Below are 20,517 nucleotides of genomic sequence, written 5' to 3'. Positions count from 1 at the left end.
CTCCCAGATGAAACCAGTGTAGGTAGGCGTCCATGCTGTGAGCAGCAGCCGATATTTGATTTTTGCGAGTATTATGCGCCTACCCGGCGCCTCAGCGCGGAACAAATATATTCAAAGGGTGCGATTGCGCAATTGAGATCATTAAGCTCTTGGTTTCCAGGTATTCGTTGATGGCTTCGACACCACTTTCCCTACCAATCCCCGATTGCTTCATTCCACCAAAAGGCATCATATAGCTGTAGGTACGATAGGTGTTGCCCCAGACAGTGCCAGCTTTCAACTCTTTAGAGACTCTAAAGAGTTTACCGACATCCCGCGTCCAGACCCCAGCTGCAAGACCATACAAGGTGTCATTAGCGATTTCGATAGCATGCGCCTCATCCTCGAAGCCGATGATAGATAGTACCGGCCCAAACACCTCTTCCTGAGCGATTTGCATATCATTCGAGACATTCGTGAATATGGTAGGCTCCACAAATTGTCCACCTTTGATGCCTGGCCCCTGGGCGGGCTTCCCGCCCAAAATGCATTTGGCTCCGTCCGAATGGGCAATCTGGATATACTCGAGAACCTTTTGATACTGTGGAGCGGTCGACATGGGGCCCATCTGCGTGGCTGAGTCCATCGGATCGCCGACCTTGACTGACCGGGCCGCTTCCACCAGTAGCTCAGTGAAATGATCCTTGATCGAGTTCTGCACTAGCAGACGTGAACCTGCAGTGCACATTTGGCCTCCACCACCGAAAATGCCAGAAATTGCTCCAGCAACCGCAAGCTCAAGATCTGCGTCCGCGAAAACAATATTCGGCGATTTACCGCCCAGCTCCATGGTGACACGCTTCATCTGGCGCGCTGCAGCTGCATACACATTGGCCCCTGTGATATCGGAACCCGTGAAGGTCACCATCGATACATCGGGATGTTCAACGAGCGGTGCGCCGATGTCTTGGCCCAGGCCGGTCACGACATTGAGCACCCCATCGGGAAGGCCAGCCAACTTTGTGAGTGCGGCAAACTCCAATGAGCTCACCGAGGAGAATTCGGAAGGTTTGATAACCACTGAGCAGCCGGCGGCCAGAGCTGGGGCACATTTCAGTGCTAAGAAATTTAGTGGGGCGTTCCAGGCAGTCAGTGCCAGAACCACGCCGATGGGCTCTCTGGAAGTCAGCCCCATCATTCCGGCTTTTTCTAACGGCATGACCGAGCCTTCAATCTTGTCGGCAAGGCCAGCGTAGTAGTACCAGATCTCAGCTACGTTCTTGACTGCTCCGGTCATTTCGGCCAGCAACTTACCGTTATCCCTTACCTCTAGCTGGGCAAGTCGATCAATGCTTTCGAGTGTAACGTCACCAATACGACGGAGGATTTTCCCTCGTGCGGTAGCGCTCATTGTTGCCCAAGGGCCGCTAACCATAGCTTTCTTAGCTGCGGCCACTGCGGCCGAGGCATCTGCGGTATTTCCGCGTGGGATTCTCGCCCAGGGCTCACCTTGATATGGATCTACGGTATCCAACCAGGCGCTGCTGGAAGGTTCTACGAACTGACCGTCAATCCAGTGTGAATATGTTTTCACCGTACCCACTCCTTACCACTGAGTTTTTTACAATATCGGCGATGAGCTCTATAGTTCTGCGCGCATTCGCCACTACCATCAACTAATTACTGGCAAACCCCATGACCTAAACAGTCACACGTTTATGGTCGAACACAAATTTTTTCCACCGATCAACCTTGTAATCCGAGAACACTCTATGGACAAAGAATGGATCATTCTCGATGTATTCCACCGCTTGCTGACGATTTTCAACGTCAAGGATTATCAACCCACCTACAGGAAAATCGTCCTCGTCTGGAAAGAACCCGCCACTTGCAATAATTTTACCAGCGTTGGCACTCACATATTCAAGATGAACTGCTCGCAGCTCTTTCTTCTTCTCAAAAACGTCTGGATCATCAAAAAAAGAGATCACGTAAGGCATAACACAACTCCTGAACCTGGTGACAAACTGAACACGGTATTTATGTACGCCCGAGTCCAGTGGTACATACCGTTGAAGGCGCCGAACCGACGATCTCGATTAGCACCTTCATGCTTATACCGACGGCAAACAGGCCGTCTGACCGCCATCAACTGCTACTACGGCACCTGTCATGAAGCTTGCATCATCGGTCAATAGGAAGGCGGCCACTGCAGCAACTTCTTCTGGCTGCCCAACGCGCCCAACAGCATGAGCTGCGCCAATACGGTTGGCTTTTTCAGGATCATCCAGCATATAGGCGGTGAATGGAGTCTGAATCATTCCAGGAGCAATGGCATTCACTCGGATTCCGTAAGCTCCAAGCTCTGCTCCCATAGTGCGGGTGATGCCTGAGACGGCAAATTTCGATGCAACATATGGAAGTCGGTTGGGAACGCCCATTACACCAGCGCCTGATGAAATATTCACGATTGCCCGCGAGGTTTCGTCAGATTGAACAGCTCTGGCAAATGCTTGGCACATGAGAAACGTGCCGTCCAGATTCACAGACATGACGTTTTTCCAGTTATCAGATTCACAATCCAAGACGTTCCCAACGCCCTTGATGCCTGCGCAATTGATCAGTCCGTGCAAATACCCAAATCTGCCTTTCGCGATTTCGACAAAAGCTGCCGTCTGTTGCTCGTCCGAGACATCCAGCGCTGACCCGTAAACCCGAGAGTCATCGTTAAGCTCAGCCATCAGGCGCTCGACCCCTGCTTGATCGCGATCAGCCAGCGCGAGTGAGGCGCCCTCTTCCCAAAGTCGTTTTACGCACGCCAGCCCGATACCACTGGCCGCACCGGTGATCACAATCACTTTACCTTCGAAACGTCGCATGTTCGTTATTCCTTGTTGTTGTAGAGTCGCCAAATTTCAGCGTGCATGGCTTATACGAAATTTACGGCCTTTGCATGCTTGTAGGTGATGCTAGGTCTTCAAGGATGCGGAGGCTCACTGCCAGTCTGATAAGGCAGTCGCGGATCGACAAGCGATGCTTTCTAACGTATTATTAAGAAAAACTTTACAATGCGGACTTTAATATGCCGACCCCGAAATTTACCACTCGACAACTATCTGCTTTTATGGCCGTCGCCGATCTGGGAAGTTTTGCAAAGGCGAGCCAGAAACTAAACTTATCCTCCTCAGCCATTAGCCAGTTAGTTAGTGAATTAGAGTCTGCCATTGGTTTTCGCGTGTTCGACAGAACAACTCGCAGCGTATCAATCACATCATCTGGCAGTGAGTTTTATAAGTCCGCAAAAAGCGTACTAACGCACATGGAACTTGCTCAGGCGGTTGCTGACAACGTTCGTGACTCCACGGCGGGAATTGTCAGAGTGGCCGCACCTTTAATTCTCGCTAGCACAGTCTTACCTGCGGTAGTAAAAGCCTTCACATCAGACAAACCGGAGGTGCTGATTCGAATAAAAGATGCCTACGTGGAAAATCTCGTTGAGCATGTTAGTGATGGAGCGGTCGAGTTGGCGATAGGCCCTGACTGGCCGGTTACTGACGATGTTGAACGCCATGATCTTTTTGAGAGTCAGTGGGTACTGTGGCTTTCACCTGATCATTTGCTTGCAAGCTCTAAAGAAATTCCATGGTCAGCGCTAAGAAACCAAGCACTAATTGTTGCAGGCCGCGATTATGAGCGCACAATCTCGCTGGTCTATGCGGACAGTGATAACAATCAAAACATTACTCCTGTGCACGTCGTCGAGCATATAACCACTGCATTCGGAATGGCTGCACAAGGCTTAGGGGTTTTGATAGCACCTGCTTACGTTGGCCTACTAGGCAGCAAATTTGGTTTAATCATGAAACCCATTGCACAACCTTATGTAGTGCGAAAAGTTTGTTTATATAATTCACGCACTCAAACGCTCACAACCGCTGCTCTAGACTTTAGTAAGTTTCTTACCAAGTGGCTAGATGGAAAGGATGACCTCGGAATCTCAGCCAGTGCATGAGCGCGCAAAGCATGGAGATTAGTGCCACTTGTTGAGAGCCTATTCACAGTAACGCAGGGTCTGATTCACGACAGCCACAGGTCATTCACTGCATTGGTGCAGCTCATACCTCACAGGAATGTGGGGAGCCCTTGCCCCATGACGCATGCATCGTCCCGAACTGCAGGTCTCCGGCCGCAACGCGTGTTGAGTCTCCACACATGCTGCAGATGACATATGTGACGGCACCTGGATCTACTTCGCTACCTTCATCTGCTATTCCCTTCCCCACCGTCATGTGGTGAATCACCGGATCAAATGCTCAACTAACAGCGTTAGTGCTGAGCCTTCGAGCCCCCTCTCGCACCATCTGCCGCCCAGTCGCAGATAACGTATACGCTGTTGAGGGTGCAGGCAATCACATAGCCCTGGAGCTCTTCGTAGGACACGATGTTGGAGGTGCGAATGGGATCACCATCATCAAAACGCCGCTCGCGGTCGCCGAAGACCACTCCTCTCAGGAAGAGCTCATGCGGCCCATACTCAACCGAAGACAGATACGCCGTAACCTCCAAATCGAAGTCGATCTGCATCGCCTTGGCGACCGTGCTGGGCATGGCTGATGGCGAGACATCAACAACCTTGGACGTGGAAAGCGGCGCTCGCCGTATAACCATTGTTTACCTCCTAAGCTGTGAAACCCTCGGAAGCTTTCACACGAGATGACCACCTATGGGCTGACCAGCAACCAGCGATTGGATGTGCGCATGCTAGCCTCGCAGCAGATTCAATTTAAGGAACGCTGCAATTGAGAAATCCACCTGTTGCTGGCTACTACGAAATTCTTCTCACTGCTCCTGATTTCTCTGAAGACCCTATTGGGGCTCGCCAGAGTCATCGCTGGCACCTGATCGTTGATGACATTCACCGCAGTACATCTGAAGGTGAACTACGCGAGGCCCGAGGCAAAGCCGAAGGCTACATTCGTGGTCTGGTTGATGCCGGTCATCTCTCCAACGACCGCATTCGTGATTACAAAATCCTGAGTAGTATCCACCGACGCCGAACCTTGCTGCCGGAAGCTTGATCGCAGCATTGTTCATCCAGCGCACGGAAGCGTCTGGCTATTGCGTTGGAATCATCCCCGCAATAAGCGCTCGTAAGCTCGCCCTTCCCATTCCCCGCTTGAAAGACGTCAGCACAAACCGCCCCTCCTCCGTGGTGACCACCCAGTAGCGCCCTACCTTCCTGAGATGCTCGATAGGAGAGGTCTGTAGGATGTGCCCATCCGAACGCTGCTCAAACTGCCCAGGATCGATGTGACCAAAGACGATCCCGACAGCGCACTCCGACGTGATGAAAACATCGCTCAGGTAGCCGGTAACAGGTGATGGGTACCTGAAAGCCATCACCCGTAAGATCCGCTTGAGCTGAAAATCCGAGAGCTCTTTAACGTGGTATTCCATGATGATTTCATCTGGCATTGGTTGTTCCTGCTCCTACTTCTAAGCCCATTGCTGGACGCTCAGCGACGCCTTCTTGGAATGTTATATCTCGATGGTAAAGTCCGGTGAAAATCCAGTCCGCTCACCCGGATAACCTCTTGGGTTGGATACCACCCGGCAGCCGGAAACAAGCGTGTCGACTGCGTGATGAGTGTGACCAAAGATCCAGACATCAGCCTGAGCGACCAGGTCATGCCACTGGTTGAAATACGCTGCGCCCAGATGGCCTTCATGACCATTGCCGGCGACATCCTGGATGGGGCAATGATGGGTGATCACCACGGTCTTGCCGTCGAAATCCTTTCTCAGCTCTGTCATCAAGAAGTTTCGAGTGGCTATGTTTCGAGCGATGAGATCCACGGGCCGAAGCTTGCTGTACCCCGCCCCGATCCGAATCCTCTTGAAGTCAGTCATCCACTCCGCACAAACCCTCATCGCAGCCTTGTAGTCGCCAGTGGCGGTGTAATCCGTCCAGGCTGTCGCGACCAGAAAGCGCGTATTACCGATGATGAGGATCTGGTTATCCAGGATGTGCACGTGCTCCGAAGCCGCGTCTCGCATTTTGGCGAGCGTTCGGTCGATGTGCCCCTTGTAGAACTCATGGTTCCCACAGACGTAGATCACAGGGCATTCGAAGGTGTCGTTCGCCCATGTCACTCCCCGCCCACGCACAGAGATGTCGCCGGCTAGGACAACCAGATCGGCATCTGTCGCAGGAGGCTGGAAGTCCGCGAACTCCACGTGCAGATCTGAATAGGTCAAAATTTTCATCGAGTCAGCAGAGTCCTATCCGAAGGCTGATCGTCTCTCCGGTGACTCCACAGAGACCCGGTTACTGATATTGCTTGAGGATTAAGTAAAGCGCTCGGTGAGCAGCGGCTGTGGCCAGACATCTGATCGGAGCTTCCAGATGAGAAGTCCATGTGGGGCCGCCGGAGAAATGCTCGCTCCTTCGGCTTTAGCCGGCTAGCGCTCGAAGATTCAAGTCACTCCGAGTCACCCCAGGCTCGGCGCATTTCGCCCTCGTCTGCGATGCCCCAGCTATCGTGTCGCATACGTTCAATTAGCTCTGCCCTGAGCTCTTCAAGGCTAACTTGACCGTCTACATACCTCTGCAATCGAGCCATGCGTTCAGCGGCAAGCTTCCCTCCATCCAGAGCTAGACAAGCGATTTCTGCTGCCACTGCTTCACGACGGCGTTCGCGCTCGATCTCATCAATCTCCATGGCACCTCCACATCGGTTAGCCAAAGCCTCCATCGGAATGGAAGCCTGGCAATCGAGCACTACTTGAGGGCTTTGCTGAAACGCTGAGAAAGCTCAGCAACTGCGATCGGTACCCAGCTCTCAACGTCGTTACTCTTCTTAATGAAGTTGATCGCACACCCGATCATGAACACGCCTGCAGCGATACCTTCCCAGAAAGCCCAGATGAAGGTGGTCGGCACCAGGTAGTCCGGATCCTCGCTGCCCGTTACCAGATAGATCAAATATGGAGACGCGAAGCAGCCAATTACGAAGGTGAGAATCATCAGAGGAATCGCTGAAACCATGATCAAGATAGGTACCTTGAACTGAAGCTCCTTTGCCGCAATGAGCAGCCCTCTTTCGCCTTTCATGGCGTAAATGGTGGCCTTGTTCTCCATCTTGTTCTTCTTTTTGGTGAAGAAGCCGTACAGCGTCACGCGCTGGCCTGGCTCCATCTCTTCGTAAACCTTCCCTGGCAAAAGCAGATTCGGCAGCACTTGGCCATCGATGGTCACGTGAGCAGTTACGGTACCCTGCTCGGTAGCGGTGACACGAACCTTGTCGATCACCCCAGTGACCTGCCTGCAATCAAATCTAATCAAAATATGCTCCTGCAATTATTGAGCGCGCAGCCAACCGTACCGCCTGAACGGCAGCGTGCTTGAAGGTGCTGTTTCAGCTACGCGCGAAACGAGAAAAGGTATTCAGTGCCGCTTGCTTACAGCATCGTCGCTGTTGATTTCAAACTTGCAATGGCGGTCATGCGATGAGGTACCAGGCGAAAGGAATACATGGGCTACCTTTGTCGACGAGACTGATCAATTCTTCGTAAGAACCACATCATTTAGGAATTTTCTCCCCTTGGGCCTAACCCCCGATAGCCGTCCCCACGAGCTCTACAGAGTGTGCTCTATGGGCTAGGCGAGCTCGTGTAAACGAGACCTGCACTGGTCACAAATTCGTACACAGGGTTTTCTGCTGTCCCGGCTTGAACGCGAATCTCTGAAAGCAGCTCCATTGCGTAAGCCCCTTGCTTCCTCTTTCCAGGCGACAGGATGATGTGAATATTACTCACGCTTAGGAAATTGCCTCGCTCCGCAGAGCGCATCATCTGGAGACTGGCAACGTCACTGACAACATGGGCAACCGGGCCAATACCTCCATCCTCCAACCCCATCCCCTCGATCAGAAACGAATATTCACACCGACTGATGTCAACCGAATTCCAGAACATCCGAGCACCATCTGGCGCCCTAAACTCGCCCCGCACATTGCTGCTGTAGGTCACAAACACTTTGGTAAAACCTTATTCCATCTCTAGCCCATCGCTAGACCGGCACAGCGCAATCGACCCACGTCGCAATCGAGAGCCTGTCCTGTCTCCATATGCCACCCGTGGGTCAGCATGCCGATCAATGAGATGCCAGCATAAGCAAGCAACCCACTAATAACAATAAATGATATTTATTGGGCCGAAGCATCTGTGGCTCTATCCTTCCTTTTGGAAAGCTGACCGTGAAGGAAGAGCTAGCTATCACTCTTCGGGCCATTCGACGTATGAAGGGAATGGGCTATGAGGCCCTCGCTGGGACTATTAGCCAAAGCAACCTGAGTTTGCTTGAGCAAGGAAAAGTCCAGGCGACGCTGCCGACCCTCCTCAAAATTGCCGACACGCTCGATGTCAGCCTTTTGACCATCATCGCATTGTGCTTGGCGATCCGTGACCACAAGACACCCGAGCGCGAACTGCTAGATGCGCAAGCTGAGCTTCGGAACTTCATAGAGTCAGGCGGCCTGGATCTCATGAAGGATCAAACCCAAGACGGCGTTCTGAAGAAGCGTGAGAGAGGCATTCGAGCGAATGCAGAGAGGATCAGCGCGGTGATTGACCTCAAGCGTCAAGGCATGACGCAAGCAGAAACTGCACGTGAGCTAGGCTTGCCTAAATCTACAGTTCAGCGCTACTGGCAAGAAGATTGAGGTTTCAAATTGACCTGACAGCCCACATAGATCCTCGAAAATAGTGGGCTATGAGGGTTAGGTCTGACGTGACCGGAACGGCTACAAACGCTCCACCCTTCGTCCCAGCCCCCCATTTTTTACAGGTGCTCTAGACGCCAGGGGCACACGGATCCTCATCAAGCATGCATTTGGCCTTCTCGCTCCACCAAGCGTGCATTAGCATGCAGTTGAGGGCAGCTCACGGGATGCATGCTGCGCCCATCGCTACTGCCGTCATCGCAAAAACGCATCAAGCAAGCACAAAAAAAGGGCTTAGATTATCTCTAAGCCCTTGTTTTTACTGATTCTGGCGGGGAACCAGGGATTCGAACCCTGGGAACGCTCTCACGTTCGCCGGTTTTCAAGACCGGTGCATTCAACCACTCTGCCAATTCCCCGATGCTATCGCTAAATTATCCTGAAGTGTGCATCTGGGGACTACCTGAGATAAGAACTCTAGGATAGTTGCCCATCGACGGTTTTCAAGACCGTTGCCTTAAACCACTCGGCCACGCTTCCAGCTCGTTTTGCGGCCGCCATAATACCGTAATGAAACACGCTGTCAAACTCTCTGTGTCGCGGGTTGCGGAGCGTCTGTTAGACTCCGTAGCATCTGAACGTCCAAAACCACGGATCCATAAGGAGTGTCGCCATGCGCGAACAGGATTATGCCGTACACAGCGGCCAGCAAGCCGAGCAGCAGGAGGTCAGCAAGGTCCTGCGCAACACGTACAGCCTGCTGGCGCTCACCCTCGCCTTCAGCGGTGTCATGGCCTTCGTCGCCCAGCAGATGCGGGTCGGTTACCCGAACGTGTTCGTCGTGCTGATTGGCTTCTACGGCCTGTTCTTCCTCACTGCCAAGCTGCGTGATTCGGTCTGGGGCCTGGTTTCCACCTTCGCCCTTACTGGTTTCATGGGCTTCATCCTCGGCCCGATCCTCAACCGTTACCTGGGCATGGCCGGTGGCGCCGAAGTGGTCAGCTCGGCCTTTGCCATGACTGCACTGGTATTTGGTGGTCTGTCGGCCTATGTGCTGATCACTCGCAAGGACATGAGCTTCCTCAGCGGCTTCATCACCGCGGGCTTCTTTGTTCTGCTGGGTGCCGTGGTTGCGAGCTTCTTCTTCCAGATCAGCGGCCTGCAACTGGCGATCAGCGCTGGCTTCGTGCTGTTCTCGTCGGTCTGCATTCTGTTCCAGACCAGCGCGATCATTCATGGGGGTGAGCGCAACTACATCATGGCGACCATCAGCCTGTATGTGTCGATCTACAACCTGTTTATCAGCCTGCTGCAGCTGTTCGGCATCATGGGTCGTGATGACTGATTGATTGCTGCTTGAGAAAGCCCGCTCCGGCGGGCTTTTTTGTGCGTGTTGATATGGCACGGGCTTCGCCCGTGTTCGCGGGCACGCCCGCTCCCACAGGGATCGCGCCAATCTCTGAACAATGTACAGGATGCAGAGAAACACATTCAAAGATTGACTTAAAAGTCAGAAAATCAGGCAAATGGTCGCCGATCATGCCGCCATCGTGCATTCCCCTACCCCAATCGCCTTTCTGCCCGTAGAATGCGCTCCTTTTTCTTCCGGGGCAGCGTCACCGATGAGCTCACACGAACACAGCCCGGGCGCGACAGCGCCTGCCAACGAACTGGTGCTTGGCCTCGAGGACAAGCCACGGCTGTTGATCGGCCTGCTGGCAGCGCTGCAGCACCTGCTGGCGATCATCGTGCCAATCGTCACCCCGGGCCTGCTGATCTGCCAGGCACTGGGCGTTTCGGCGCGTGATACCAACCTCATCGTCTCCATGTCGCTGGTAATCTCCGGTATCGCCACCTTCGTCCAGTGCAAACGTTTCGGCCCGTTCGGTGCCGGCCTGCTGATCGTGCAGGGCACCAGCTTCAATTTCGTCGGGCCGCTGATTGCCGGCGGGGCGCTGATGGTCAAGCAAGGCACGCCAGTTGAAAGCGTGATGGCAGCGATCTTCGGCGTGGTCATTGCCGGTTCGTTCGTCGAGATGGGCGTGTCGCGCATCCTGCCGTTCGTCAAACGCCTGATCACCCCGCTGGTGACCGGTATCGTCGTACTAATGATCGGCCTGACCCTGATCAAGGTCGGCCTGATCAGCATGGGCGGTGGCTTCGGCGCCATGGCCAACGGCACCTTCGCCAATGGCGAAAACCTGCTGCTGTCGGGTGCAGTACTGGCAGTGATCGTGATCCTCAACCGTATCCCGGTGGTGTGGATGCGCAGCTGCGCCATCGTCATCGCCCTGGCGGTCGGCTATGCCCTGGCCGGCTACCTCGGCCGCCTGGACTTCACCGGCATGCACGAGGCTGCGCTGTTCCAGGTTCCAATGCCGCTGCACTTCGGCCTGGGCTTCTCCTGGGCGCTGTTCATCCCGATGCTGGTGATCTACCTGGTGACTTCGCTGGAAGCCATCGGTGACGTCACCGCCACCAGCAAGGTCTCGCGCCAGCCGGTCGAAGGCCCGCTGTGGATGCAGCGGATCAAGGGCGGCGTGCTGGTCAATGGTGCCAACTCGCTGCTGGCTGGCCTGTTCAACACCTTCCCCAGCTCGATCTTTGCACAGAACAACGGCGTGATTCAGCTGACCGGTATCGCCAGCCGTCATATCGGTATCTGGATTGCCGTGATGCTGGTGCTGCTGGGGCTGTTCCCGAGCGTAGCCGGGGTGATTCAGGCAGTGCCCGAGCCGGTGCTGGGTGGGGCGGCCATGGTGATGTTCGGTGCGGTGGCGGCTTCGGGCATCAACATTCTGGCCAGCACTCGCCTGGACCGTCGCGCCCTGTTGATCATCGCTGTGTCGCTGGCGTTGGGCCTGGGTGTGGCGCAGGTACCGGAATTCCTGGCACACATGCCGGCGGCGATCCGCAATGTGTTGGAGTCGGGGGTGGCTACGGGGGGTATCTGCGCCCTGGTGTTGAACTGGTTCCTGCCGGAGAGCAAGGAGCAGGCTTGAGTCCTGTATTCGTCAGTTAGGACCATGGGGCCGCCAGGCGGCCCATCGCCGGCAAGCCTGCTCCCACAGGGATAGCGTCAACCTTTGGACAAGAGGAAGCCCGACCCGCCATGTACAAGCGGGATCGGGCTTTTTTGCTTTATCATGGCGGCATTCCTTTGCACGAGTTGCCCATGAAATTCGCTATCGCGGTTTTTTCCCCGGCCCATGCGCCCTCCTCGCGCCGCGCCCTGCGCTTCGCCGAGGCGGTGCTGGCTGGCGGGCATGAAATTGCCCGGCTGTTCTTCTATCAGGACGGGGTGCACAGCGCCTCGGCCAACGTGGTGGCGCCCCAGGACGAAGAAGACATTGCCGCCCAGTGGCGGGCCTTCATCGACATCAACCGGCTCGACGCGGTGGTGTGTATCGCCGCCGCCCTGCGCCGTGGCGTGCTCGATGAAGCCGAAGCCAGCCGCTACCAGCGCCCGGCTGTGAACCTCCCCAAGCCGTGGGAACTGTCCGGTCTCGGCCAGCTGCATGAGGCCGCACAAACCGCCGACCGCCTGGTCTGCTTCGGAGGCGACTGAAATGGCCAAATCCATGTTGATCATCAGCCGCCAGGCCCCGTGGAAAGGGCCGTCCGCCCGCGAGGCACTGGACATTGCCCTGGCTGGCGGCGCCTTCGACCTGCCGCTGGCGATGCTGTTCCTCGATGACGGCGTGTTCCAGCTGGCGCCTGGCCAGCAGCCCGCCGCCGTGCAACAGAAGAACCTTGCCGCCAACCTGCAGGCGCTACCCATGTTCGGCGTCGAAGAGCTGTTCGTCTGCCAGCGCAGCCTGACGCGCCGGGGCCTGGCCGCCGATGGCCTGGAGCTGCCGGTAGAAGTGCTGGACGATAGCGCCCTGCAAGCCTTGATTGCCCGTTTCGACCAAGTGGTGACGCTCTGATGCCAACCCTGCACGTGTTATCCCACTCCCCGTTCGGCGACGAGCGCCTGGACAGCTGCCTGCGCCTGCTAGGCGCCGCCGACGGCGTGCTGCTGTGCGGCGATGCGGTCTATGCCCTGCGCGACGGCAGTGACAGCCAGCGCCAGCTACAGGCTGCCAACCTGGCCCACCGCCTGTTCGCCCTCGACGAAGACTTGCAAGCCCGCGCCATCAGTAGCGGGCTGGCCAAGGCCGTGGACTACCAGGCCTTCGTCGAACTGTCGCTGCACTACGACAAGGTCAACAGCTGGCTATGAGTACGCTGAACGTTGGCGATCGCGCCATCGCCCTGGACAAGGACGGCTTCCTGGTCGACCTGCAAGACTGGTCGCACCCCGTCGCCGAGGCATTGGCCGAGCGCGAAAGCATTGCCCTGACCGCCGACCATTGGGAAATCCTCGACCTGCTGCGCCAGTTCTACGACGAATACCAGCTGTCGCCGGCCACCCGCCCGCTGATCAAGTACACCGCGCTCAAGCTGGGCACGGAAAAGGGCAACAGCCCGCACCTCAACCGCCTGTTCAATGGCACTCCCGCCAAACTTGCCGCCAAGCTGGCGGGCCTGCCCAAGCCGACCAACTGCATATGACCGACGCCCGCCCGCTGACCCTGGAAACCCCGGCCGAACACCCGTTCGCCGAATTCGTGCGCATCCTTGGCAAAGGCAAACGCGGCGCCCGCGGCCTGACCCGCGAGGAGGCCCGCGCCGCCATGACCCTGCTGCTCGAAGGCAAGGTCGAAGACACCCAGCTGGGTGCCTTCCTGATGCTGCTGCGGCACAAGGAAGAAAGCGCCGACGAGCTCGCCGGCTTCACCGAGGCCCTGCGCGCCCACCTGCAGGCGCCACCTATTGCCGTGGATATCGACTGGCCGACCTACGCCGGCAAGAAGCGCCACCTGCCTTGGTACCTGCTCAGCGCCAAGTGCCTGGCCAGCAATGGCGTACGCATCCTCATGCATGGGGGCGGCGCGCACACCGCAGGGCGCATGTACACCGAACAGTTGCTGGCGCTGCTGGAGATCCCGCTGTGCCGCGATTGGGCCGCGGTCAACCAGGCCCTCGACCAGCAGCGCCTGGCCTTTGCCCCGCTGCACGACTGGGCGCCGCAACTGCAGCGGATGATCGACCTGCGCAACACCCTCGGCCTGCGCTCGCCCATCCATTCGCTGGCGCGGGTACTGAACCCGCTCGGCGCACGCTGTGGCCTGCAAAGCATCTTCCACCCCGGCTACCAGGCAGTGCACCGCGAAGCTAGCCGCCTGCTCGGTGACCATGCCGTGGTGATCAAGGGTGATGGCGGCGAGATCGAGGTCAACCCCGATGTCGTCAGTCACCTGTACGGCACCACTGCGGGCGAGTCGTGGGACGAGGAATGGCCGGCGCTGAGCGAACGTCGCCACGTGAAACCGCCAAGCCTGCAACCCGAGCAACTGCTGGCGGTATGGCGTGGCGAGGCCGAGGACAGCTACGGCGAAATGGCCGTGGTCGCCACCATGGCCCTGGCGTTGCGCGGCCTGGGCCAGGATCGCGACCAGGCTTTCGCCACGGCACGCGGTTATTGGGGAACACGCAACCAATCGAATAAATAGATATTTTTGGGGCATTCTTTGCGCTAGTTGTTCGAACGATTTTCCCTAGACTGGGCTCCAACGACAAACAACTTTGTTCCGAGGAGCTCACCATGGGCCTTTTGATCGACGGCCGCTGGCATGATCAGTGGTATGAAAACGGCAAGGACGGCACCTTCAAACGCGAGAACGCCCAGCGCCGCAATCAGCTGCCCGCTCCCGAAGCCGGCCGTTACCACCTTTATGTCTCGCTGGCCTGCCCATGGGCCCACCGCACCTTGATCCTGCGTGCTCTCAAAGGCCTGGAACCGTTGATCGACGTGTCAGTGGTGAGCTGGCTGATGCAGGACCATGGCTGGACTTTCGACCAGCAGCAAGGCTCCAGCGGCGACCACCTCGACGCGCTGCAGTACCTGCACCAGCGCTACACCCAGGATGACCCGCACTACACCGGCCGGGTGACCGTACCCGTACTGTGGGACAAGCAGGAGAAGCGCATCGTCAACAACGAGTCGTCTGAGATCATCCGCATCTTCAACAGCGCGTTCAACGAGCTGACCGGCAATATGCTGGACCTTTACCCAGAGCCGCTGCGCCCGACCATCGAGGCGCTGAACGAGCGAATCTACCCGGCGGTGAACAACGGCGTATACCGCGCAGGTTTTGCCACCACGCAGGATGCCTATGAGGCGGCGTTCGATGAGGTGTTCAACGAGCTGGATCATCTGGAGGCACTGCTGGGCCGCAATCGCTACCTGGCTGGCGAGTACCTGACCGAGGCCGATGTGCGCCTGTTCACTACCCTGGTGCGCTTCGATGCGGTGTACCACGGGCACTTCAAGTGCAACCTGCGGCGCTTGAGCGACTACCACAACTTGTCCAACTGGCTGCGTGAGCTCTACCAGTGGCCGGGGGTGGCGGGCACGGTGGATATGGAGCATATCCAGAAGCATTACTACATGAGCCACAAGACCATCAACCCGAACGGGATCGTCCCCAAGGGGCCGCTGCAAGACTTCAACTTGCCGCATGATCGGGAGCGGTTGATGGGGAAAGGGATTTACCAGGGTTGAGATCGCCGGGGCTGCTTCGCAGCCCTTTCGCGACACAAGGCCGCTCCTACAGGAAATGCGTGATCCCTGTAGGAGCGGCCTTGTGTCGCGAAAGGGCCGCAAGGCGGCCCCAACGGCTTCAGCTGTTCTGCGCCCCTTCGAACCAGGCCAGCTTGTCGCGCAGTTGCACCACTTCCCCGACAATCACCAGGGTCGGCGCATGCACTTCATGCTCGGCCACCAGCTGCGGCAGGTCCGCCAGGGTGCCGGTGAACACCCGCTGATTACGCGTGGTCCCCTGCTGCACCAAGGCCGCCGGCGTACTGGCCGCCCGGCCATGACGAATCAATTCGGCACAAATGGTCGGCAACCCCACCAGCCCCATGTAGAACACCAGGGTCTGGGCAGGTGCCACCAGGTCATCCCAAGGCAGGTTGCTGGTGCCATCCTTCAGATGCCCGGTGACGAAGCGCACCGACTGGGCATAGTCCCGATGCGTGAGCGGAATTCCGCCATAGGCGGAACAACCACTGGCCGCAGTAATCCCTGGTACCACCTGGAACGGGATGCCCTGCTCGGCCAGTTCCTCGATCTCTTCGCCACCCCGGCCGAAGATGAACGGGTCACCGCCTTTGAGGCGCAACACACGCTTGCCCTGCTGGGCGAGGTCGACCAGCAGGCGGTTGATCTGGTCCTGCGGCACGGCATGGTCGGCGCGGCGCTTGCCAACATAGATACGCTCGGCATCACGCCGGCACATCTCGATGATGGCCGGGGCCACCAGGCGGTCGTACAGCACCACGTCAGCCTGCTGCATCAGGCGCAAGGCACGGAAGGTCAGCAAGTCCGGATCGCCCGGCCCCGCCCCCACCAGATACACCTCACCGCCCTGCTGCACCGGCGCACCGTCGACCATTGCCTGCAACAAGCGCTCGGCCTCGGCACCCTGGCCTGCCAGCTGGCGTTCGGCGATCGGCCCCTGGAACACGGTTTCCCAGAAGCCACGGCGCTGGTTGACGTCCGGGTACAGGGATTTGACCTTGTGCCGGAACCGCGCAGCCAGCCCGGCCAGTTCACCATAGGCCGAAGGAATCCAGGCCTCCAGCTTGGCGCGGATCAACCGCGCCAGCACCGGGGCATCACCGCCACTGGACACCGCGATGACCAACGGTGAACGGTCGACGATCGCTGGGAAGATCACCGTGCACAGGGCCGGGGCATCCACCACATTGACCGGCAGGTTCAGCGCCTGCGCATCGGCCGAAACCTGGGCGTTGAGCCCGGAGTCGTCGGTGGCCGCGATCACCAGCCGGCAGCCGGCCAGGTCGGCCGCCTGATAGCCACGCACCAGCACCTCGCCGCCACCTTCCCGGGCCAGCGCGGCCAGCTGGCCGTCGACATCCGGGGCCACCACGCGCAGCGCGGCGCCGGCATCCGCCAGCAGGCGCGCCTTGCGCAATGCGATCTCACCGCCGCCGACGACCAGTACCCGGCCACCCTGCAGCTTGTGGAACAGCGGCAGGTAATCCATTTAGCGGATGACCTCGACGCCGCCCATGTACGGCTTCAGCACTTCAGGTACGCGGATCGAACCGTCGGCCTGCTGGTAATTTTCCAGCACGGCCACCAGGGTACGGCCCACGGCCAGGCCGGAGCCGTTGAGGGTGTGCACCAGCTCAGGCTTGCCGGTTTCCGGGTTGCGCCAGCGGGCCTGCATGCGGCGCGCCTGGAAGTCACCGCAGTTGGAGCAGGAGCTGATTTCGCGGTACTTGTCCTGGCTCGGCACCCACACTTCCAGGTCGTAGGTCTTCACGGCGCCGAAGCCCATGTCGCCGGTGCACAGGGCCAGCACGCGGTACGGCAGCTCCAGCAGCTGCAGCACGCGCTCGGCGTTGGCGGTCAGGCCTTCCAGGGCTTCCATCGACTTGGACGGCTCGACCACCTGGACCATCTCGACCTTGTCGAACTGGTGCTGGCGGATCATGCCGCGGGTATCACGGCCCGAGGCACCGGCTTCGCTGCGGAAGCACGGAGTGTGGGCGACCAGTTTGAGCGGCAGCTGCTTGGCGTCGAGGATCTGCTCGGCGACCAGGTTGGTCAGCGACACTTCGGCCGTCGGGATCAGGTAGAAGTCGGCTTCGCCTTCGCGGGTGATCTTGAACAGGTCTTCCTCGAACTTCGGCAGCTGGCCGGTGCCCTGCAGGGCCGGGGCCTGCACCAGGTACGGGGTGTAGTGCTCCTCGTAGCCGTGCTCGCCGGTGTGCAGGTTGATCATGAACTGCGCCAGGGCGCGGTGCAGGCGGGCGATCGGGCCGCGCAGCACGGCAAAGCGTGCGCCGGACAGCTTGGCGGCGGCTTCGAAGTCCAGGCCACCGCTGACTTCGCCCAGGGCGACGTGGTCCTTGATCTCGAAATCGAAGGCGGTCGGCGTGCCCCAGCGGCGCACTTCGACGTTGTCGTCTTCGCTGGCACCGACTGGCACGCTGGCGTCTGGCAGGTTGGGGATGGTCAGCAGGATGCCGTCCAGTTCCGCCTGAATACCGTCCAGCTCGCTCTTGCCAGCCGCCAGCTCATTGGCCATGCGCTCGACGTCGGCCATCAGCGGGGCGATGTCCTCGCCCTTGGCCTTGGCCTGGCCGATCGACTTGGAACGGGCGTTACGCTCAGCCTGCAGCTGCTCGGTGCGGGTCTGCACCGCCTTGCGGCGCTCTTCCAGTGATTCGATGCGCGCGACATCCAGGCTGAAGCCACGGGAGGCCAGGCGTTGCGCCACTTCCTGAAGTTGGCCGCGTAACAGTTTGGAATCGAGCATATCGTTCTCTCGTTATAGGTAGGTGTTGGTTCAGAAACGGGTCAGGGACAGGCCGGCCCAGGTGGCCAGAAGCCCGCCCACCACGCTGATACTGGTATAGCCCACGGCAAGGGGCACTTGCCCACTTTCGATCAGGCGCACGGTATCGAGCGAGAAGGAGGAAAAAGTCGTCAGGCCGCCGAGAAAGCCGACGATCAGGCCGGCGCGCAGTTCGACCGGCGCCAGCGGCTTGTGCAGGAACAGGCCATAGAGCAGGCCGATCAGCAGGCAGCCGATCAGGTTGACCGCCAGCGTACCGAGATAGAAGTGCCGTGGCCAGTGGGCCGCGACCCAGTTCGCGGTGGCAAAACGCAACAAGGTCCCAACGGTACCGCCCGCGCTGACCGCGGCAATCAATGCAATCACGGTTTTCTCCGCTGGCGGGGGCTATTGCGGTCGAGGTCGGCCAGGTGGCGCAGCTTCTCGCCGATCTTCAATTCAAGGCCACGTGGCACAGGCTGGTAGTACTGGCGCGGTTCAAGCGCCTCGGGGAAGTAATCTTCGCCAGCGGCATAGGCATCGGGCTCGTCATGGGCGTAGCGGTACTCATCGCCGTAGCCGAGTTGCTTCATCAGCTTGGTCGGCGCATTGCGCAGGTGCAGGGGCACTTCCAGCGAGCCATGCTCGGCGGCCTCGCGCAACGCGGTCTTGAAGCCCATGTACACCGCATTGCTCTTCGGCGCGCAGGCAATGTAGGTGATCGCCTGAGCCACTGCCAGCTCGCCTTCCGGGCTGCCCAGGCGCTCCTGCACGTCCCAGGCCGCCAGGCACAGGCTCAAGGCGCGCGGGTCGGCATTGCCGATGTCTTCGCTGGCCATGCGCACCACGCGGCGGGCGATATACAGCGGGTCGCAGCCGCCGTCGAGCATGCGTGCGAACCAGTACAGGGCACCATCCGGGTTGGAGCCGCGCACCGACTTGTGCAGCGCGGAAATCTGGTCATAGAACGCCTCGCCGCCCTTGTCGAAGCGACGGCGGCTGTCGCCGAGCAGGCTTTGCAGCATCTCGACGTCGATCTCGCTGCCATCTTCGGCCAGATCCGAGGCGTTTTCGAGGAAGTTGAGCATGCGCCGGCCATCGCCATCGGCGGCAGCCATCAGCATCTTGAAGGCATCGTCACCGACGCGCAGGTTGCGCTTGCCCAGCCCGCGTTCTTCCGTCAGCGCACGGTCGACCAGCTTGCGCAGCGCCGCTTCGTCGAGACTCTTGAGCACGTACACCCGCGCCCGCGACAGCAGCGCGTTGTTCAGTTCGAACGACGGGTTCTCGGTGGTGGCACCGATGAACAGCAAGGTGCCGTCCTCCACGTAGGGCAGGAAGGCATCTTGCTGGGACTTGTTGAAGCGGTGCACTTCGTCGACGAACAGGATGGTGCGCCGACCGTACTGGCCGGCCTGCTGCTTGGCCACCTCGACCGCCTGGCGGATCTCCTTGACCCCGGCCAGCACCGCCGACACCGTCTCGAAGTGCGCATCGCAGAATTGCGCCAGCAGCCGCGCCAGGGTGGTCTTGCCCACCCCCGGCGGCCCCCAGAAAATCATCGAGTGCAGCGCACCCTGCTCCAGCGCCTCGCGCAGCGGCTTGCCACGCGCCAGCAGGTGCTCCTGGCCGACATACTCGTCCAGGTTGGACGGGCGCAGGCGGGCGGCCAGGGGCTGGGCGACGGGTTCACTTCGAAACAGGTCCATGACGGGCTCTGGTTACTCCTTGATCACGTCCGCGCCTTTGGGGATGTCGAACTTGAACGTGCTGTCCGGCACCGCCTGGTTGGCCTTGACGCCATTGAACAGGATGTTGGTGCGCTGGCCGACGCTGTCGATCAGCTGCATATCATTGATCAGGCCCTTGCGGAACGACACGCGCAGCGAGTCGAACAGGGTGTCCTTGGTTTTCGGCTTGAGGGTGAAGTCCATCACTTCGCCCTGTTCCTTCGAGGCGATGTCGAAGCTCTGGCTGATTTTCGACACATCACCGGACAGCAGCAGCGCCGGCGTCTGGTTCAGGCGCACGTCAAGCTTCTTGATGGTGGCCTGCTCCAGGTCCGGGTCCCACAGGGTGACGTTCTTGCCATCCGACACCACGACCTGCTCCTGCGGTGCATCGGTGTGCCAGTAGAACAGGCCTGGGCGCTTGACTGTCATCTTGCCCGAGGTTTCCTGCAGGCTGGTGCCGTCGGCGCCCAGGGTCAGCTGGGAGAAATTGGCCTGGATGGTCTGGGATTTTTCCAACAGCTGGGTCAGGCGCTGTACGTCTTGCTCACCGGCATAAGCAGTAACCGAGCCCAGGGTCAGGGCAGAAACCAACAGCATGCGAATCGCGCGCATGGGAATCCTCATTGAGCATTGAAAAGGCCGGGCGCCTCCGTTGGCGCCCGG

The 20,517-nt window shown here is 58.7% G+C and carries 24 protein-coding genes and 1 tRNA gene; 11 read left to right on the top strand and 14 right to left on the bottom strand.

Annotated elements, in window-relative coordinates; translation table 11 throughout:
- Nucleotides 1–91: 91 nt before the first annotated feature.
- The 3 genes from ACIPW4_RS12865 to ACIPW4_RS12855 all read right to left on the bottom strand — a co-directional run bounded on the left by ACIPW4_RS12865 (nucleotide 92) and on the right by ACIPW4_RS12855 (nucleotide 2,858).
- Nucleotides 92–1,573, bottom strand: coding sequence for an aldehyde dehydrogenase (locus ACIPW4_RS12865; RefSeq protein WP_400658327.1), 1,482 nt, complete (start codon nucleotides 1,571–1,573; stop codon nucleotides 92–94).
- A 106-nt stretch (nucleotides 1,574–1,679) separates the two neighbouring features.
- Nucleotides 1,680–1,979: a YciI family protein gene (locus ACIPW4_RS12860; protein WP_400658325.1), complete on the bottom strand. Its 300-nt coding sequence runs from the start codon at nucleotides 1,977–1,979 to the stop codon at nucleotides 1,680–1,682.
- Between the two features lie 114 nt (nucleotides 1,980–2,093).
- Nucleotides 2,094–2,858, bottom strand: a complete 765-nt coding sequence (locus tag ACIPW4_RS12855; RefSeq protein ID WP_400658323.1) for an SDR family NAD(P)-dependent oxidoreductase — start codon at nucleotides 2,856–2,858, stop codon at nucleotides 2,094–2,096.
- Nucleotides 2,859–3,061: 203 nt separating this feature from the next.
- Between ACIPW4_RS12855 and ACIPW4_RS12850 the strand changes: the two genes are divergently transcribed.
- Entirely contained in the window at nucleotides 3,062–3,991 is a 930-nt protein-coding gene (locus ACIPW4_RS12850; RefSeq protein WP_400658321.1) for a LysR family transcriptional regulator, read from the top strand.
- A gap of 314 nt (nucleotides 3,992–4,305) precedes the next feature.
- Here ACIPW4_RS12850 and ACIPW4_RS12845 read toward each other — a convergent pair whose 3' ends face one another.
- Complete coding sequence (locus tag ACIPW4_RS12845) at nucleotides 4,306–4,647, bottom strand: hypothetical protein (protein WP_400658319.1); 342 nt, start codon at nucleotides 4,645–4,647, stop codon at nucleotides 4,306–4,308.
- A gap of 131 nt (nucleotides 4,648–4,778) precedes the next feature.
- On the opposite strand from ACIPW4_RS12845, the gene ACIPW4_RS12840 reads away from it, so the two are divergent.
- Nucleotides 4,779–5,057 carry a hypothetical protein gene (locus tag ACIPW4_RS12840; protein WP_400658318.1) on the top strand — a complete coding sequence of 93 codons (279 nt, stop codon included), beginning with the start codon at nucleotides 4,779–4,781 and terminating at the stop codon, nucleotides 5,055–5,057.
- Between the two features lie 37 nt (nucleotides 5,058–5,094).
- Here ACIPW4_RS12840 and ACIPW4_RS12835 read toward each other — a convergent pair whose 3' ends face one another.
- The 4 genes from ACIPW4_RS12835 to ACIPW4_RS12820 all read right to left on the bottom strand — a co-directional run bounded on the left by ACIPW4_RS12835 (nucleotide 5,095) and on the right by ACIPW4_RS12820 (nucleotide 7,291).
- The gene (locus ACIPW4_RS12835; RefSeq protein WP_400658317.1) at nucleotides 5,095–5,454 is read right to left on the bottom strand and encodes a hypothetical protein; all 360 of its coding nucleotides are present in this window, start codon (nucleotides 5,452–5,454) and stop codon (nucleotides 5,095–5,097) included.
- 63 nt (nucleotides 5,455–5,517) lie between these two features.
- Complete coding sequence (locus ACIPW4_RS12830) at nucleotides 5,518–6,246, bottom strand: metallophosphoesterase (RefSeq protein ID WP_400658315.1); 729 nt, start codon at nucleotides 6,244–6,246, stop codon at nucleotides 5,518–5,520.
- A 215-nt stretch (nucleotides 6,247–6,461) separates the two neighbouring features.
- Nucleotides 6,462–6,701 (bottom strand): hypothetical protein, encoded by a 240-nt coding sequence (locus ACIPW4_RS12825; protein ID WP_400658314.1) that lies wholly within the window; start codon nucleotides 6,699–6,701, stop codon nucleotides 6,462–6,464.
- 59 nt (nucleotides 6,702–6,760) lie between these two features.
- The gene (locus tag ACIPW4_RS12820) at nucleotides 6,761–7,291 is read right to left on the bottom strand and encodes a hypothetical protein (protein ID WP_400658312.1); all 531 of its coding nucleotides are present in this window, start codon (nucleotides 7,289–7,291) and stop codon (nucleotides 6,761–6,763) included.
- Nucleotides 7,292–8,237: 946 nt separating this feature from the next.
- Between ACIPW4_RS12820 and ACIPW4_RS12815 the strand changes: the two genes are divergently transcribed.
- Nucleotides 8,238–8,702, top strand: coding sequence for a helix-turn-helix domain-containing protein (locus tag ACIPW4_RS12815; protein WP_400658311.1), 465 nt, complete (start codon nucleotides 8,238–8,240; stop codon nucleotides 8,700–8,702).
- A 329-nt stretch (nucleotides 8,703–9,031) separates the two neighbouring features.
- Here the strand turns inward: ACIPW4_RS12815 and ACIPW4_RS12810 are convergent.
- A tRNA-Ser gene (locus ACIPW4_RS12810) sits at nucleotides 9,032–9,121 on the bottom strand.
- A 254-nt stretch (nucleotides 9,122–9,375) separates the two neighbouring features.
- On the opposite strand from ACIPW4_RS12810, the gene ACIPW4_RS12805 reads away from it, so the two are divergent.
- From ACIPW4_RS12805 to ACIPW4_RS12770, 8 genes are all read left to right on the top strand, one after another.
- Nucleotides 9,376–10,047, top strand: a complete 672-nt coding sequence (locus ACIPW4_RS12805) for a Bax inhibitor-1/YccA family protein (RefSeq protein ID WP_400658309.1) — start codon at nucleotides 9,376–9,378, stop codon at nucleotides 10,045–10,047.
- 277 nt (nucleotides 10,048–10,324) lie between these two features.
- Nucleotides 10,325–11,704: a nucleobase:cation symporter-2 family protein gene (locus tag ACIPW4_RS12800; RefSeq protein WP_400658308.1), complete on the top strand. Its 1,380-nt coding sequence runs from the start codon at nucleotides 10,325–10,327 to the stop codon at nucleotides 11,702–11,704.
- 173 nt (nucleotides 11,705–11,877) lie between these two features.
- Nucleotides 11,878–12,270, top strand: coding sequence for a sulfurtransferase complex subunit TusD (tusD, locus tag ACIPW4_RS12795; protein ID WP_400658306.1), 393 nt, complete (start codon nucleotides 11,878–11,880; stop codon nucleotides 12,268–12,270).
- Between the two features lies 1 nt (nucleotide 12,271).
- Entirely contained in the window at nucleotides 12,272–12,631 is a 360-nt protein-coding gene (gene tusC / locus ACIPW4_RS12790; protein ID WP_400658304.1) for a sulfurtransferase complex subunit TusC, read from the top strand.
- Complete coding sequence (gene tusB, locus ACIPW4_RS12785; protein WP_400658303.1) at nucleotides 12,631–12,927, top strand: sulfurtransferase complex subunit TusB; 297 nt, start codon at nucleotides 12,631–12,633, stop codon at nucleotides 12,925–12,927. Before tusC ends, tusB begins: the two co-directional genes overlap by 1 nt.
- Complete coding sequence (locus ACIPW4_RS12780; protein ID WP_400658301.1) at nucleotides 12,924–13,259, top strand: TusE/DsrC/DsvC family sulfur relay protein; 336 nt, start codon at nucleotides 12,924–12,926, stop codon at nucleotides 13,257–13,259. Before tusB ends, ACIPW4_RS12780 begins: the two co-directional genes overlap by 4 nt.
- Complete coding sequence (locus ACIPW4_RS12775; RefSeq protein WP_400658299.1) at nucleotides 13,256–14,260, top strand: glycosyl transferase family protein; 1,005 nt, start codon at nucleotides 13,256–13,258, stop codon at nucleotides 14,258–14,260. The genes ACIPW4_RS12780 and ACIPW4_RS12775 overlap by 4 nt, the downstream gene beginning before the upstream one ends.
- A gap of 92 nt (nucleotides 14,261–14,352) precedes the next feature.
- Nucleotides 14,353–15,312, top strand: a complete 960-nt coding sequence (locus ACIPW4_RS12770; RefSeq protein ID WP_400658297.1) for a glutathione S-transferase family protein — start codon at nucleotides 14,353–14,355, stop codon at nucleotides 15,310–15,312.
- Nucleotides 15,313–15,430: 118 nt separating this feature from the next.
- Here ACIPW4_RS12770 and cysG read toward each other — a convergent pair whose 3' ends face one another.
- From cysG to lolA, 5 genes are read right to left on the bottom strand one after another with little or no spacing between them, the layout of a single operon-like run.
- A complete protein-coding gene (cysG, locus tag ACIPW4_RS12765) occupies nucleotides 15,431–16,822 on the bottom strand; it encodes a siroheme synthase CysG (RefSeq protein WP_400658296.1) in 1,392 nt (463 codons plus the stop codon).
- Nucleotides 16,823–18,103: a serine--tRNA ligase gene (gene serS / locus ACIPW4_RS12760; protein WP_400658295.1), complete on the bottom strand. Its 1,281-nt coding sequence runs from the start codon at nucleotides 18,101–18,103 to the stop codon at nucleotides 16,823–16,825.
- A gap of 30 nt (nucleotides 18,104–18,133) precedes the next feature.
- A complete protein-coding gene (gene crcB, locus ACIPW4_RS12755) occupies nucleotides 18,134–18,508 on the bottom strand; it encodes a fluoride efflux transporter CrcB (protein WP_400658293.1) in 375 nt (124 codons plus the stop codon).
- On the bottom strand, nucleotides 18,505–19,830 hold the full coding sequence (locus ACIPW4_RS12750) for a replication-associated recombination protein A (protein ID WP_400658291.1): 1,326 nt from the start codon (nucleotides 19,828–19,830) through the stop codon (nucleotides 18,505–18,507). The genes crcB and ACIPW4_RS12750 overlap by 4 nt, the downstream gene beginning before the upstream one ends.
- 12 nt (nucleotides 19,831–19,842) lie before the next feature.
- Nucleotides 19,843–20,466, bottom strand: a complete 624-nt coding sequence (gene lolA / locus ACIPW4_RS12745; RefSeq protein WP_400658289.1) for an outer membrane lipoprotein chaperone LolA — start codon at nucleotides 20,464–20,466, stop codon at nucleotides 19,843–19,845.
- Between the last annotated feature and the right edge of the window lie 51 nt (nucleotides 20,467–20,517).

It is taken from the genome of Pseudomonas sp. NPDC089996, assembly GCF_044748405.1.
Classification (GTDB): domain Bacteria; phylum Pseudomonadota; class Gammaproteobacteria; order Pseudomonadales; family Pseudomonadaceae; genus Aquipseudomonas.
This window is presented reverse-complemented; position numbering and strand designations above follow the sequence as displayed.